Source organism: Pantoea alfalfae (assembly GCF_019880205.1).
Taxonomy (GTDB): Bacteria; Pseudomonadota; Gammaproteobacteria; order Enterobacterales; family Enterobacteriaceae; genus Pantoea; species Pantoea alfalfae.
In genome coordinates this window covers 88,899-103,167 of sequence record NZ_CP082295.1, presented here as the reverse complement: position 1 = coordinate 103,167, position 14,269 = coordinate 88,899, and the positions used below count along the sequence as shown (strand labels likewise).

Annotated in this window: 10 protein-coding genes; all 10 read left to right on the top strand. The window is 57.9% G+C overall.

The window, feature by feature from the left end:
* The first annotated feature begins 385 nt into the window (after positions 1-385).
* Positions 386-1,948, top strand: a complete 1,563-nt coding sequence (locus tag K6R05_RS20700; protein ID WP_222925734.1) for a pyridoxal phosphate-dependent decarboxylase family protein — start codon at positions 386-388, stop codon at positions 1,946-1,948.
* A 1-nt stretch (position 1,949) separates the two neighbouring features.
* A complete protein-coding gene (locus K6R05_RS20695; RefSeq protein ID WP_222925733.1) occupies positions 1,950-3,242 on the top strand; it encodes a lysine N(6)-hydroxylase/L-ornithine N(5)-oxygenase family protein in 1,293 nt (430 codons plus the stop codon).
* 1 nt (position 3,243) lies between these two features.
* Positions 3,244-5,598, top strand: coding sequence for a GNAT family N-acetyltransferase (locus K6R05_RS20690; protein WP_222925732.1), 2,355 nt, complete (start codon positions 3,244-3,246; stop codon positions 5,596-5,598).
* A gap of 78 nt (positions 5,599-5,676) precedes the next feature.
* On the top strand, positions 5,677-6,906 hold the full coding sequence (locus K6R05_RS20685; RefSeq protein WP_222925731.1) for an MFS transporter: 1,230 nt from the start codon (positions 5,677-5,679) through the stop codon (positions 6,904-6,906).
* A 213-nt stretch (positions 6,907-7,119) separates the two neighbouring features.
* On the top strand, positions 7,120-8,754 hold the full coding sequence (locus K6R05_RS20680) for a TIGR04028 family ABC transporter substrate-binding protein (protein ID WP_222925730.1): 1,635 nt from the start codon (positions 7,120-7,122) through the stop codon (positions 8,752-8,754).
* 12 nt (positions 8,755-8,766) lie between these two features.
* The gene (locus tag K6R05_RS20675) at positions 8,767-9,708 is read left to right on the top strand and encodes an ABC transporter permease (protein ID WP_161736337.1); all 942 of its coding nucleotides are present in this window, start codon (positions 8,767-8,769) and stop codon (positions 9,706-9,708) included.
* On the top strand, positions 9,705-10,550 hold the full coding sequence (locus K6R05_RS20670; RefSeq protein ID WP_222925729.1) for an ABC transporter permease: 846 nt from the start codon (positions 9,705-9,707) through the stop codon (positions 10,548-10,550). The genes K6R05_RS20675 and K6R05_RS20670 overlap by 4 nt, the downstream gene beginning before the upstream one ends.
* Entirely contained in the window at positions 10,547-12,166 is a 1,620-nt protein-coding gene (locus tag K6R05_RS20665; protein ID WP_161736335.1) for a dipeptide ABC transporter ATP-binding protein, read from the top strand. Before K6R05_RS20670 ends, K6R05_RS20665 begins: the two co-directional genes overlap by 4 nt.
* Complete coding sequence (locus K6R05_RS20660) at positions 12,163-13,170, top strand: putative FMN-dependent luciferase-like monooxygenase (RefSeq protein ID WP_222925728.1); 1,008 nt, start codon at positions 12,163-12,165, stop codon at positions 13,168-13,170. Before K6R05_RS20665 ends, K6R05_RS20660 begins: the two co-directional genes overlap by 4 nt.
* Positions 13,167-14,267, top strand: a complete 1,101-nt coding sequence (locus K6R05_RS20655) for an alkylhydroperoxidase domain protein (RefSeq protein WP_222925727.1) — start codon at positions 13,167-13,169, stop codon at positions 14,265-14,267. Before K6R05_RS20660 ends, K6R05_RS20655 begins: the two co-directional genes overlap by 4 nt.
* The last annotated feature ends 2 nt before the right edge of the window (positions 14,268-14,269 follow it).

Below are 14,269 nucleotides of genomic sequence, written 5' to 3'. Positions count from 1 at the left end.
CGCACAACGCCACTGCTCCCCTCATTTCTGGTTCAACCCGGTCCTGATTTTCCATAAAAAAAGGACTATTCCGAACGTAAAAAGTGATCTGAATCACATTTTCAACATTAGACATACTAATAAATAAAATTTAACAACAAAACAATTGAATGATAATGATTAACATTTACACTCTCATCCGCATATAAGAAAGCGTTAAACGCTGCCAAATCCACAAATAATATGCGGTATTTTCTCTTTTTAAGGTGAAAACCCTAACCCACGTAATGGTCAGGGTTTTTATCTGGTTAGTTAGTTTTATGTTTACTGGAGTTGTTGAGCGGATTTCTAACGCTGCTGACGTGGTGTCGGCAGGGTCACTGATATTCACGCACAGGAACTGAAAATGCTTTTACGCTCATCCACTCAGACGGCACTGGACCTCGCGCCAGCCTCCAATGCCAGCGGAGCCGAAACGGCTATTTTTAACGATCAGCAACTGGCGGCGTGGTCGCAGCAGACTCAGGAGGTGCTGGCGCTGATGACGCGCACCGTTACTGGCGTAGAGAAGCCTTTCAGCGGGATTCTGCCCCACGAACTGGCGGCGGCGTTCAGCGATGTCGATCTCGATCGTCCGCTGGGCAATAACGATGACGCGCTGGCAGAGCTGAGTCAGCTCTATCTGCGTGACGCCGTCTGGTTCCACCACCCTAAATACCTGGCGCATCTGAATTGCCCGGTCGTGCTGCCCTCTCTGATGGCCGAGCAGATTATGGCGGCAGTGAACAGTTCGGTCGATACCTGGGATCAGAGTGCCGGCGGCACGCTGATTGAGCAGAAGGTGATCGACTGGACGCTGGGCCGTATTGGTCTGCCTGCCGGATCGGATGGGATCTTTACCAGCGGCGGCACCCAGTCCAATCTGATGGCAATGCTGCTGGCGCGTGACAGCTGGTGCGCGGAACATCATCCGGGGCATCTGATCAAACATCGCGGCCTGCCGGAGACAGCGCCGAAGTGGCGGGTATTTACCTCGAAACTCAGCCACTTCAGCATTCAGAAGTCGATGGCGATTCTGGGTCTGGGCTATGACGCGGTTATCGCCGTTGATCACGACGACCACTACCGAATGGACGCAAAATGCCTGGAAAAAGAGATCGCACGCTGCCGCAGTGAAGGGCTAATCCCGATTGCCGTAGTCGCCACCAGCGGCACCACAGACTTTGGCAGCATCGATCCGCTGCCCGAAATCGCCCGTCTCTGTGACGATTACGGTCTCTGGATGCATGTTGACGCCGCTTACGGCTGCGGCCTGCTGGTTTCTGAGAATCATCGCGCACGGCTTAACGGCATTGAGCATGCTGACTCCGTCACTGTCGATTATCACAAATCGTTCTTCCAGACTGTCAGCTGTGGCGCCTTCTTTGTGCGCGACAGTCATGACCTGAAGCATGTCACGCACCATGCAGATTACCTGAATCCACTCAGCGCTCAGCAGGAAGGCACGCCCAATCTGGTGAACAAAAGTATTCAGACCACCCGCCGTTTTGACGCCCTGAAGATGTGGCTGACACTGCGTGTGATGGGCCCCGCGGCGCTGGGTGACGCCTTCGATACGCTGATAGATCTGACCCAGGCCACGCACCAGCTGTTAACGGCGCATCCTGCCATTGAAGTGCTGCATGCGCCTGAGCTGACGACCCAGATTTTCCGCTACGTTCCCGGCAAACATGCCAGCGACGCGCAGATCGACGAGATCAACGCTGCCATCCGTAAAGCGCTGTTCCGTTCCGGTAATGCGGTGATTGCGGGCACAAAAGTCGACGGGCGTCAGTATCTGAAATTTACCCTGTTAAATCCCACCACGACCACTGCCGACATTGAAGATGTACTGAGCCTGATTGCGCACTATGGCCGCGAACAGGTGCGTGCCTCTGCGCTGAGCGCGGCGAATCATGGAGAGATCTGAAATGAATAATCCTGTTTACGATTTTATTGGTATCGGCATCGGCCCGTTCAACCTGAGCCTGGCCTGTCTGAGCGAGCCGGTTGAGGGGCTGAATGGTCTCTTCCTGGATGAGAATCCGGGCTTTGACTGGCACACCGGCATGATGCTGGAAAATGCTCATCTTCAGACGCCGTTTATGGCCGACCTGGTGACGCTTGCCGACCCCACCAGCCCGTATAGTCTGCTCAACTACATGAAGGAAAAGGGAAAGTTATACTCTTTTTATATCCGTGAAGATTTCTTCCTGATGCGCAAAGAGTATAACCAGTACTGCCAGTGGGCCAGCTCGCGGCTCTCCAATCTGCGCTGGAACAGTCATGTCGAGTATGTCAGCCATGATGAGGCCACCGGGATCTATCATCTTCAGGTGACCGACACCCGAACGGGTGAAAAACTGCGCTATCAGGCGCGTCATCTGGTTCTCGGCACCGGGCCTAAAGCCTGGATGCCAGCGTGCAGCCAGCCGCATCGTCAGCGCCTGACGCACTCCAGCCACTATCTGGCTAACAAAGCAGAACTGCAGCAGAAGCGTTCAATTACCGTACTGGGCAGCGGCCAGAGCGCCGCAGAAATTTACTACGACCTGCTGACCGATATTGACCGCTTTGGTTATCAGCTCAACTGGATCACCCGCGCGCCGCGCTTCTATCCGCTGGAGTACACCAAGCTCACGCTGGAGATGACCTCACCAGAGTGGGTCGACTATTTCCACGCCCTGCCCGCCACCACCCGTGATGAGCTGAATGCGCGCCATAAGAATCTCTACAAAGGCATCAACAGCAGCTTAATCAATGACATTTATGACCTGATGTATGTCAAACAGCTCGACGGCGATCTCAACGTCAACCTGTTTACCCACTCGGCGCTGACCGCGATGCGCTGGCTGCCGCAGGGCGAATTCGAGCTGACGCTACATCAGGAGGAGCAGGATTGCACCTTCACCCGTCGCTCTGAAGGACTGGTGATGGCGACCGGCTATCACTATCAGCCACCAATGTTTTTAGAGGGCATTACCGCACGCCTGCGCTGGGATGACAAAGGCCGCTACGACGTGCAGCGCAACTACAGCATCGATCATCATAATCAGATTTTCGTACAGAACGCCGAACTGCATACCCACGGCTTTGTCACGCCGGACCTCGGCATGGCTTGCTACCGCAACTCTGTACTGCTGCGTGAACTGACCGGACGCGAGGTCTATCCGATTGAGCGCCAGATCGCCTTCCAGACCTTCCCGGCAAAATCGGAGCACTGAGATGAAATCACTAACACTGTTCAGTGCCGACCGCCCCGCAGGACGGTTTACCCTGAGACCGATGCTTGAGAGTGATGCGCCGCTAATCCACAGCTGGGTTACCCGCGATTACGCCCGCTTCTGGGGCATGCAGCAGCAGAGCCTGGAGCAGGTCGCGGCGTTCTACCAGACGCTGACGGCAACGGATCCCCATGCAGCGCTGATTGGCTGCTGCAATGATCAGCCCGTCTGCCTGATTGAGTGCTACCGCGCCTGTGACGACGAGGTTGGCAAGTTTTATCCGGCCGCGTCCGATGATTACGGCATGCATATTCTGATTGCCCCAGCCAGCCAGCCGATCAAAGCCTTTAGCTGGCAGGTCTTCACGCTGGTGATGGACTACATGTTCAGCCGTCCAGAGGTGCGTCGCGTGGTGGTCGAGCCAGACGTGCGCAATGAAAAAATTCACGTGCTGAATAAACGCGCCGGATTCCGCTACCAGCACACCATCGACATGGGCCATAAAACCGCCTGGCTGGCCTTTTGCCAGCGGGAAGATTATCAACACGCGTTACAGCAGGAGTCGCAGACCATGAACATTCCCCCTTCACTGACCGACGGCACGCATCTGACGGGCGACCACTGGGCGCAGGCAAACCGCATGCTGATCCGCAAGGCAATTGCTGAGTTCGCGCATGAAAAAATCATTGCGCCGCAGGAAACGGGCGATGGCAGTTATCAGCTGGCGGTGCCGGGCGGTGAAGCAACTTACCATTTCCGGGCGTCGCGGCTGGCGCTGGATCACTGGGAGATCGACGCAGATGCCCTGCGCAAGCAGGAGAACGGTCACGCGCTGCCGCTGGATGCGCTGAAGTTTATCGTGGAGTTCAACGGTGAGATCGGGATTCCGCAGGCGCTGCTGGCAACTTACATGGAAGAGATCAGCAGCACGCTGTGCAGCAGCGTTTATAAGCTGCAGAAGAATAACCCCGACAGCCAGGCGCTGGTCGCAGCTGATTTCCAGACGGTAGAAGCGGCGATGACCGAAGGCCATCCCTGCTTTGTTGCCAACAACGGACGTATTGGCTTCGATGCACAGGACTATCTGGCCTATGCGCCGGAAGCAGCCGCGCCCGTGCATCTTATCTGGGTCGCGGTCCACCGCCGCAACGCCCATTTCTCCAGCCTCAGCGAGCTGAGCTATGAGCAGCTGATGCGTGATGAGCTGGGCGACACTACCGTGGAACAGTTCAATGCGCAGCTGATAAAGAAAGGGCTGGCGACAGAGGACTATATCCTGATGCCGGTACATCCGTGGCAGTGGCAGAACAAACTGCTGACCGTGTTTGCAGCGGACATCGCTAATCACGATATTGTTTATCTCGGCACCGGCGACGACGCATACCAGGCGCAGCAGTCCATCCGCACCTTCTTTAACCGCAGCCAGCCTGAAAAGCGTTACGTGAAAACCGCGCTGTCAGTACTTAACATGGGCTTTATGCGCGGCCTGTCGCCCTATTACATGGCGACAACACCCGCGATAAACGGCTGGCTGGAACAACTGGTGGCGGGCGATGACTGGCTGAAACGCTGTGATTTCCGCATCCTGCGTGAAGTTGCGTCGGTTGGCTATCACAACCGCTACTACGAGCAGGCCATCAAAGGCGACTCCGCCTATAAAAAGATGTTTGCTGCGCTGTGGCGCGATAATCCAGCCGCCAGCCTGCAACCAGGCCAGCGTCTGATGACGATGGCCTCTTTCCTGCACGTCGATCACCACCAGCAGCCACTGCTGCCCGCGCTGATCGCGGACTCCGGTTTACCTGCGAAGCAGTGGATTGAACGCTATCTGACCTGCTATCTCAGCCCGCTGCTGCACTGCTTCTACCAGCACGATCTGGTGTTTATGCCGCACGGTGAAAACCTGATCATGTTGCTGGAAAACAACGTGCCGGTCAGCGCCTATATGAAGGATATCGGCGAAGAGATCGCCGTGATGAACCCTGACGCGGTGCTGCCGGAAGGCGTGCAGCGCCTGGCCGTCGAGGTGCCGGAGGAGCTTAAGTTGCTCTCTATCTTCACCGATGTGTTTGACTGCATCTTCCGCTTTATCAGCGCGATTCTCGATCAGTCAGAGACGCTGCCGGAAGACGATTTCTGGCAGGCAGTGGCGCAGTGCGTGAAGGATTACCAGCAGGCGCATCCGGAGCATGCGACTAAGTTCGCGCGCTATGACATGTTCGCGCCTGAGTTTACCCGCTCCTGCCTGAACCGCCTGCAGCTGGCGAATAACCAGCAGATGATCAACCTTTCCGATCCCGCCGAGAACCTTAAGTTCGCCGGTACGCTGGTCAACCCGATTGCCCGCTGGCGTTAACAGTTACACTGTCACTCGATTATTATGCGGTCACCCTGGTGGCCGCTTTTTTTAATGGTTTTATTGCAGGAATCTTTAATGGCTTCTTTTCAACCGCTGGCAACGCTGACCCGGCGACATCTGATCTTTCCGCTTTCTCTGGTGCTGTTCGAGTTCGCCACCTATATCGCCCATGACATGATCCAGCCCGGCATGCTGCTGGTGACGCAGGAATTCAAGGTCGGCCCGGAATGGGTTTCCACCTCGCTGACCGCCTATCTGTTCGGTGGCATACTGCTGCAGTGGCTGCTGGGTCCGCTCTCGGATCGCATCGGGCGGCGTCCGGTACTGCTCAGCGGCGTGGCCTTTTTTATGCTCTCCTGCATCGCGACCCACTGGGTGCAAAGCATTGAGCAGTTTGTCCTGCTGCGGTTTCTGCAGGGGATCAGCCTCTGCTTTATCGGTGCGGTGGGTTACGCAGCGGTGCAGGAGGCGTTCACGGAGTCGCTGAGCATCAAAATGATGGCGCTGATGGCCAACGTCGCCTTGCTCGCCCCGCTGGCTGGGCCGCTGGCAGGCGCGGCTTTTCTGACCGTGGGAGAATGGCGCACCCTGTTCTGGCTGATTGGCGCGGTTGCGGCGCTGGCGCTGGCCGGGCTGTGGTATGCCATGCCTGAAACGGCGGGCGATCGTCAGAAACCGCTGTCGCTGCGATCGATCATCAGTGGTTACGCGGCGTTGCTGAAGGATCGTCAGGTGATGCGTGGTTCACTGGCTATCGGACTGGTCACCGTACCCTGCATCGCCTGGGTGGCGCTATCACCCGTGATTTTGATCCACGGCGCGCAATTCAGCCGCATCGACTATGCCCTGCTTCAGCTGCCGGTCTTTGCCGCGATGATTGCGGGCAACCTGACGCTGGGCCGCTTATGCAGCCGTCTGCCGATTGAACAGCCGATACGGCTTGGTGCCTGGCCAGTAGTCTGCGGACTGGCTATTGCGGCGGTCGCTACCCTGCTGGAACCGCAAAGTTATCTGTGGCTCACCGCCGGAATGAGTCTTTACGGCTTCGGTACCGGGCTGATTAACGCCGGACTGTATCGCATGACACTCTATTCAAGCAGCGCCGGAAAAGGCAGCGTGGCGGCAATGCTGGGCATGGTAAGCATCCTGATTATTGCGCTGGGCATTGAAGCCGCCAAAACCGCGTATTTCAGCTTTGGAACCGGCGGCTTTAGCCTGGTGAACCTGATCTGCGGGTTGCTGTGGCTGGGTCTGGTGAGTGCGTTCCTGCGTGCCGGACAGCGTAAATTATGTGCCGAATTGTAATAACGCCCCCGCTTGCCGTTAAGAAAATATAATCCCGCGGAATGGCAGATGTTTATTTGCCATTCCGTACATTCAAACCATTCATAAATTCCCACCCACTCCCGCATTTATTATTTTCAGATAAGCTTTGACCAAATCGTTACTTTATCTGTGTGTTGCGTCATTCGATGATGATTCCGCCTGCTGAGGCAATTGATAACAAAGGAATTCACCATGACGACGTTATTTCCCCTTAAACCACGCGCACAGACGCTGGTTTTTACCTTACTTACTGGGATTCTCACCTTTAATGCAGTGGCCGCGCCGGTTAAAGGCGGCACGCTGATTTATCTTGAACAGCAGGCACATACAAACCTTTATCCGCCAGCCGGGGGCTTTTACCCTAATGGCGGCATTCTCAATCAGATCACCGATAAATTAACCTGGCAGAATCCTGAAACTTTACAGGTTGAACCCTGGATTGCGGAAAGCTGGACCACCAATGCCGATAAAACGGAATACACCTTTAAATTACGTCCGGGTGTGACTTTTTCCGACGGCACACCATTAGATGCCAACGCGGTGGCGAAAAACTTTGATACCTACGGGCTGGGAAATAAAGCGCTGCGCCTGCCGGTTTCAGAAGTGATTAATAACTACGACCACAGTGAAGTGATTGATCCGCTGACGGTGAAGTTTTATTTCAAAAAACCCTCGCCTGGATTTTTGCAGGGCACCGCCACCATTGGCTCCGGCCTGGTGTCGCTGAGTACCCTGGCACGCAGTTTCGATCAGCTGGGTGATGCCCGGCATATCATTGGTTCCGGACCATTTGTGGTCAGTGATGAGAAGCTCGGTCGCGAAGTGGATCTGGTGGCGCGCAAAGCGTACCAGTGGGGCCCGAAAAACATCAGGCAGCAGGGTCCGGCTAACCTCGACGGAATTAAAGTTATTGTGACGCCGGAAGACAGCGTGCGCATCGGTGCGCTGCTGGCGGGCCAGGCGGGCCTCATCCGTCAGGTGCAGGCTTATGATGAGAAGCAGGCGAAAGATCAGAACTTCCCGGTTTATGCCGCGCCGACCCGTGGCGTCAACGACAGCCTGAGCTTCCGTCCTGATAATCCGCTGGTGAGTGATATCCGGGTGCGTCAGGCGCTGCTGCACGCCACCAATGCGAAGCAGGTGGTTGAAACGCTCTTCTCTCCCAACTATCCGCAGGCAACCTCGGTCGTCGCGACCACCGCTGCCGGCTACGTCAATCTGGCGGACAAACTGACGTTTGATCTGGCGAAAGCGAAGGCATTGCTCGACCAGGCGGGCTGGAAACCGGGCGCAGATGGCATCCGTGAAAAAGCGGGCCAGCGACTGGCTCTGACCGTCTATGAATCCCTGCCGCAGCCGCAGAACAAAGAGGTGCTGCAACTGGTCGCGCAGCAGTGGCGACAGGCGGGGGTTGCCCTCACTGTGAAAGCCGGTGATGCAGGCAGCAAAACGCTGGATAACCTGGATCCTCTGAAAACGCCGCTGAATGTCACGGAAGTTGGCCGCGCCGATCCCGACGTGATTAAAAGCAGCTTCTACCCGGCTAACCGCGACAACCTGCTGCAGAAAGGCGGCTCCAGCGACAAAGTAAAAAACTTCCGTGATGACAAACTCAATCAGCTGCTGGTGGACGTCTCCTCCGAAGTTGATCCGGCAAAACGACTGCAGCTGACCGGTGATGTTCAGCGCTATCTGCTGGACCAGGCCTATGTGATTCCGATCTTTGAAGAGCCGCAGGTTTATGCGGGCGCGCCCTGGCTGAAAGGGGTCAGTTTTGAGGCGGTAGGCCGTCCGGCACTCTATGGTGCCTGGCTGGAAAAACAGTAACCGGAGGTGAGGATGCGCCACTATCTGCTGCAACGCGCCGGTCTGGGACTGCTGGTACTCTGGGCTGCCTTTACCCTGTCATTTGTGCTGTTGCAGGTGCTGCCGGGTGATGCGGTGCTGATAAAGTTTCAGAATCCGGATCTCGGCCTGAGTCCACAGCAGATTGCTGAGATGCGTCAGGCCTATGGCGCAGACAGCCCGCTGTGGCAGCAATATCTGCATACGCTGGCGGCGATGCTGCATGGTGACTTCGGCTATTCGGTGCAGGCGGGCGTACCGGTCAGTGAACTGCTGATCAGCAACCTGCCCGGCACGCTGCGACTGGCGCTGTGCGGATTTCTGCTGGCAACGCTGCTGGCTTTTGTGCTGGCGACCCTCTCCAGACTGCCCGCCCTGCGCTTCCTGCGGAATCTGCTGCAGTCCCTGCCCGCGCTGTTTATCTCCGTGCCGACCTTCTGGCTCGGCATCGCCCTGATTCAGCTCTTCTCATTCCAGCTGCGCTGGATCCCGGTCATCAATCCCTCGCCGTGGCAGGGACTGATTCTGCCCATTATCACCGTCGCCGTTCCGATCTCAGCGCCGCTGGCACAGATTCTGCTGCGCAGCATTGATGAGGTTTCCACCCGACCTTTCGTGGCAGTGGCGCGGGCCAAAGGTGCCAGCGAGCACTATGTCCTCTGGCGGCATATCCTGCGTAACGCGATGCTGCCGGTGCTTACCGTAGCGGGACTGCTGCTGGGGGAACTGATTGCCGGCGCGCTGATTACCGAAACGGTCTTTGGCCTGGGGGGGCTGGGTCAGCTGACGCAGCAGGCGGTGAACAATCAGGATGTGGCGGTGTTGCAGGCGGTAGTGATGATCTCCGCGCTGGGTTTTGTGGTGATCAACCTGCTGGTGGATCTGCTGATGCCGCTGTTTGACCCGCGCTTACAGCTCTTAAGAGGTGCAACATGAGTCTGGTTGATTACGCGGCCGCCCGGCAATCCGTCTCGTCTAAGCGTTACCGCTTCGCGCCGGGCCTGTGGCTGGCCCTATTCGTGATGGTGCTGGCCGTGCTGGCGGCCCTTTTTCCGGCCCTTTTTACCCAGGCTAACCCGCTGGAAGGCATCGCGGGCGCACAGCGACTGGCGCCGCAGGCCGGACACTGGCTCGGCACCGATCAACTGGGCCGCGATCTCTTTTCCCGCATTGTTTACGGCGCGTCACATTCCCTCTCTGCCGCCGTCATATCAGTGGCAATCGGTCTGCTGGCCGGAACCGCGCTAGGCGTCCTGGCGGGAGCCACGGGCGGAAAAACTGAATCGATAGTGATGCGCGCTGTGGATGTATTACTGGCGATCCCCTCGCTGCTGCTCTCCCTGAGCGTGCTGATTCTGCTCGGCTTCGGCACCCTGAATGCCGCGCTCGCAGTGGGCATCGCCTCCATTGCCAGCTTTGCCCGGCTGGCGCGGGCCGAAGTGGTGCGCATTCGCCACAGTGAATATATCGAGGCGGCATATGGCAGTGGCGGCCGCTTTTTCAGCGTGCTGTGGCGTCACATTCTGCCCAATGCACTGACGCCGGTGATCGCCTATGCCGCCCTGCAGTTTGGTCAGGCTATTCTGGCGCTGTCGACCCTGAGTTTTCTCGGCTACGGCACGCCGCCGCCGATTCCGGAATGGGGTCTGTTAATCGCTGAAGGCCGTAATTATCTGGCTACCGCCTGGTGGCTGACCACATTTCCTGGTGTGGTGGTAGTGGCTGTCGTGCTCGCTGCGAACCGCATCAGTCAGCAACTTTCAGGAGGACGCCGATGAGCGCTCAGCCGTTACTCGCCGTCAACAACCTGACGTTAAGCTATCGCCGCGGCAACCAGTGGCAGCCGGTGGTGAATAACGTCAGCTTCGAACTGCACGCCGGTGAGATGGTGGCACTGGTCGGCGAATCCGGTTCCGGCAAAACCACCACGGCACAAGCCATTATGGGCCTGATGGCAGAAAATGGCCGCCGCGAAGCGGGCGAAATCCGGCTCAACGGCGTTGATATCAGCCAGTGGTCACAGAAGCGCGTCGACTCGCTGCGCGGTGCGCGCATCAGCCTGGTGCCGCAGGATCCCGGCAACTCACTGAATCCGGTTAAAACTGTCGGCGAACAGGTGGAGGAGATCCTGCGCCTGCATCTGCGATTACCGGCAGCACAGCGCAAGCAAAGGGTCATTGATCTGCTGACCCGCGTCGGTCTCAGCCACCCGGAACAGCGGGTCAGGCAGTTACCACATCAGCTCTCAGGCGGCATGAAGCAGCGTGTTTTGATCGCTATCGCCCTCGCCCTGCAGCCGGAGATCATTATTGCGGATGAGCCGACCAGCGCACTGGATGTCACGGTGCAGAAGCGCATTCTCGATCTGCTGGATAACCTGCGGCAGGAGTCTAATACCGCCGTGCTGTTTGTCACCCATGACCTGGCGCTGGCAGCACAGCGTGCAGACCGCATCATTGTTTTTCGCCACGGTGAAATTCAGGAAGCGGGACGCACCGCCCAGGTCATCAGCGCGCCATCACATCCCTACACCCGTCAGTTACTGAACGATGCTGCGCCAGAGCGACCGGCCCGCGTAAAACCTGCGGCCGCCCGTTTTTCTGCTCCGGCAATTCGGGCAACCGGCGTGATGAAAAGCTTTTCGCTGGGTAAACAGCAGCGGTTACAGGCGCTGAATAACGTCAGTTTTCAGGTGGCACGTGGCACCACGCATGCGCTGGTCGGCGAATCCGGATCCGGAAAAACGACGCTGGCACGTATCATTCTGGGCTTTGAAACCGTCGATAGAGGCGCAGTGACGCTGAACGGCATTGTAGTCAATGGATTGCGCGGCGAGGCAATGCGTCAACTGCGCCGTAAGATCCAGGTTGTCTATCAGAACCCGTTTTCCTCGCTCGATCCCCGTCAGACGGTCTATGCGATTATCGAAGAACCTCTGCGTAACTTTGACCGGCTGAACCGCAGCCAGCGCCGCGAACGGGTGGAAGCGATCACCTCGCGGGTGGCACTGCCGCTCTCTCTGCTGTCACGTCAGCCGCATGAACTTTCGGGCGGTCAGCGGCAGCGTGTCGCCCTGGCGCGAGCGCTGATCTGTGAGCCTGAAATCCTGGTGCTGGACGAGGCGACGTCGGCGCTGGATGTCACGGTGCAGGCACAAATCCTCAACCTGTTGCAGCAGCTTCAGGCCGAACTGGGGCTGACTTATCTCTTTATTACGCACGATCTGGCGACTGTGCGACAGATTGCCGACAGCATCACCGTATTAAAAGCGGGCGAAGCGGTAGAGCAAGGTGACGTTGTCACGATATTCAGCGCACCTCAGCATCCCTACACGCGCGAACTGATCGGTGCGATTCCTCCGCTCATTCCGTTAACGCATAAGGAGTCAGCATGAGCCGACGTCTCGGATTTTTTACCCGACTGCTGGATAACGTCCCGGCTAAACAGCGCTATCAGTTGGCCACTGAGCAGATTCAGCATGCCGAGCACTGTGGCTTTGATACGGCATGGATTGCTCAACATCACTTTCATGAGGATGAGGGCGGACTGCCTTCGCCACTGGTTTTTCTGGCGCACGCCGCCGCCCATACCCGCACCATACGGCTCGGCACTGCCATCATCACGCTACCGATGGAAAATGCACTACGGGTCGCAGAAGATGCCGCAGTACTGGATTTGCTGTCGGACGGACGGCTGGAGATCGGGCTGGGTTCGGGCGGCACGCCGGACTCGTTTTTACCCTTTGGGCTGACGTCTGGCGAACGCGGCGCGGCATTTGCAGAAAATCTGCATACGCTGCTTAGTGCCTGGCGCGGTGATTCGCTGGGTCATCCTGATAATCATCTTTATCCTGCCGCGCCGCAGCTCGCCGGACGCGTGTGGATCGCCACCTTTTCGGTTGAGGGCGCAATCCGTGCCGGCCAGGGCGGACACGGTCTGATGCTGTCGCGCACCCAGCCACGGCCAGCAGGCCAGGCCGGACTTCCGCTCGATGCGCTGCAGAATCCGCTGATTGATGCCTATCTCGCGGCACTTCCGGCGGGAATTGAGCCGCGTATTCTTGCCTCCCGCACTGCATTTGTCGCGGATTCAGACCACTACGCGCGTCAGATCGCTGAACCGGGCATTCGCAAGCAGGCTGCTCAGTACCGTGGCGAAATACGCGGGGAAAGCTTTGATGACCTGCTGGCACAGTTTGATGCCCATGTTGGCGGCATCGATCAGGTCGCGCGCTCGCTGGTGCAGGACAGCGTGCTGCCTCGCGTCACCGACATCTCATTCCAGGTGCATTCAGCAGAGCCTTCGCATGCCGATACGCTGCGCTCGATTGAGCTGATTGCCGGACATATTGCGCCCGCACTTCGTGCTGCTGGCGAACCAGACAGGAGAATTTCATGAGTCAACCTGACGATTTGATTGCCACACTGGCCGATATCGACCCCGATTCCGGACTGGCCCACGCGCGCCAGACACGCCACGCCGCGACGCGCCATGCCCAGGGCAGCTACGAGGTGCTGTTCAGCCAGGGCGATGACGATTTTCCGTTAACCGAGCGGCGCCTTCTGGCGGCAAAGGTCGCAGACTGGCATGGACAGCCTGGTCTGCAGGCGCACTATCAGCCGCAGCAGCCCGTGCCCGATAGTGATCGGATTAGTGCCGCGCTGAATTTCGCGCATCGCCTCACCTTCGAGCCGGTTGCCGCCACACCTGCCGATCTGGAGGCGCTGAAGCAGGCGGGCTGGAGTCCGCGTGGCATTGTCACGCTGGCGCAACTGGTGGCGTTCGTCAGTTTTCAGAGCCGTTTAATCACAGGCCTGCGCAGCCTGCAGGGCCATGAAGCAGCGGTTGAAGCTGCACCGGTCGTCGCCGGTCACTGGCATGAGGCACTGCAGACCGCCAGCGGCAAAACGGCGCTGACCGCGTTTACGCAGCTGGAACTCGGCTGGGAACCGTGGCTGCCCGCCAGACCGCTGGCTGAATTCAGTGAGGAGGAGCAGGCGACGCTGGCAAAATTCGGTCACACCGATTCCGACTATTTCCGTCTGCTGGGGCGTAACCTGCCGCTGCTGGAGCAGCGTACCCTGACCGACAAAGGCATTTTCTATACCGCTGGCGGGCTGCCGCGCGCCGAGCGTGAGCTGGCCGCCACGGTGGTCAGTAAGGTCAACGGCTGTATTTATTGCGCCTCGGTTCATGCGCGTAAAGCCAGCCAGCTTTCGAAGCAGGATGACGCAGTACAGAAGCTGCTGAATGTTGCGCCCGGCGCAGTGTTATCCCACGGACACACTGCCCGCTGGCAGGCGATCATTGCCTTTTCGGCAGCGCTGTCGCTGACCCCTGCGCAACCTGCCCGGTCGCAGATCGCTGCACTGCGTGAGCAGGGCCTGGATACGCTCGACCTGCTCGACCTGATTCAGTCCACCGCCTTCTTTGCCTGGGCCAATCGCCTGATGCTGACGCTGGGCGAGCCTTTTCTGCCGGAAAAACAGGGATAAAC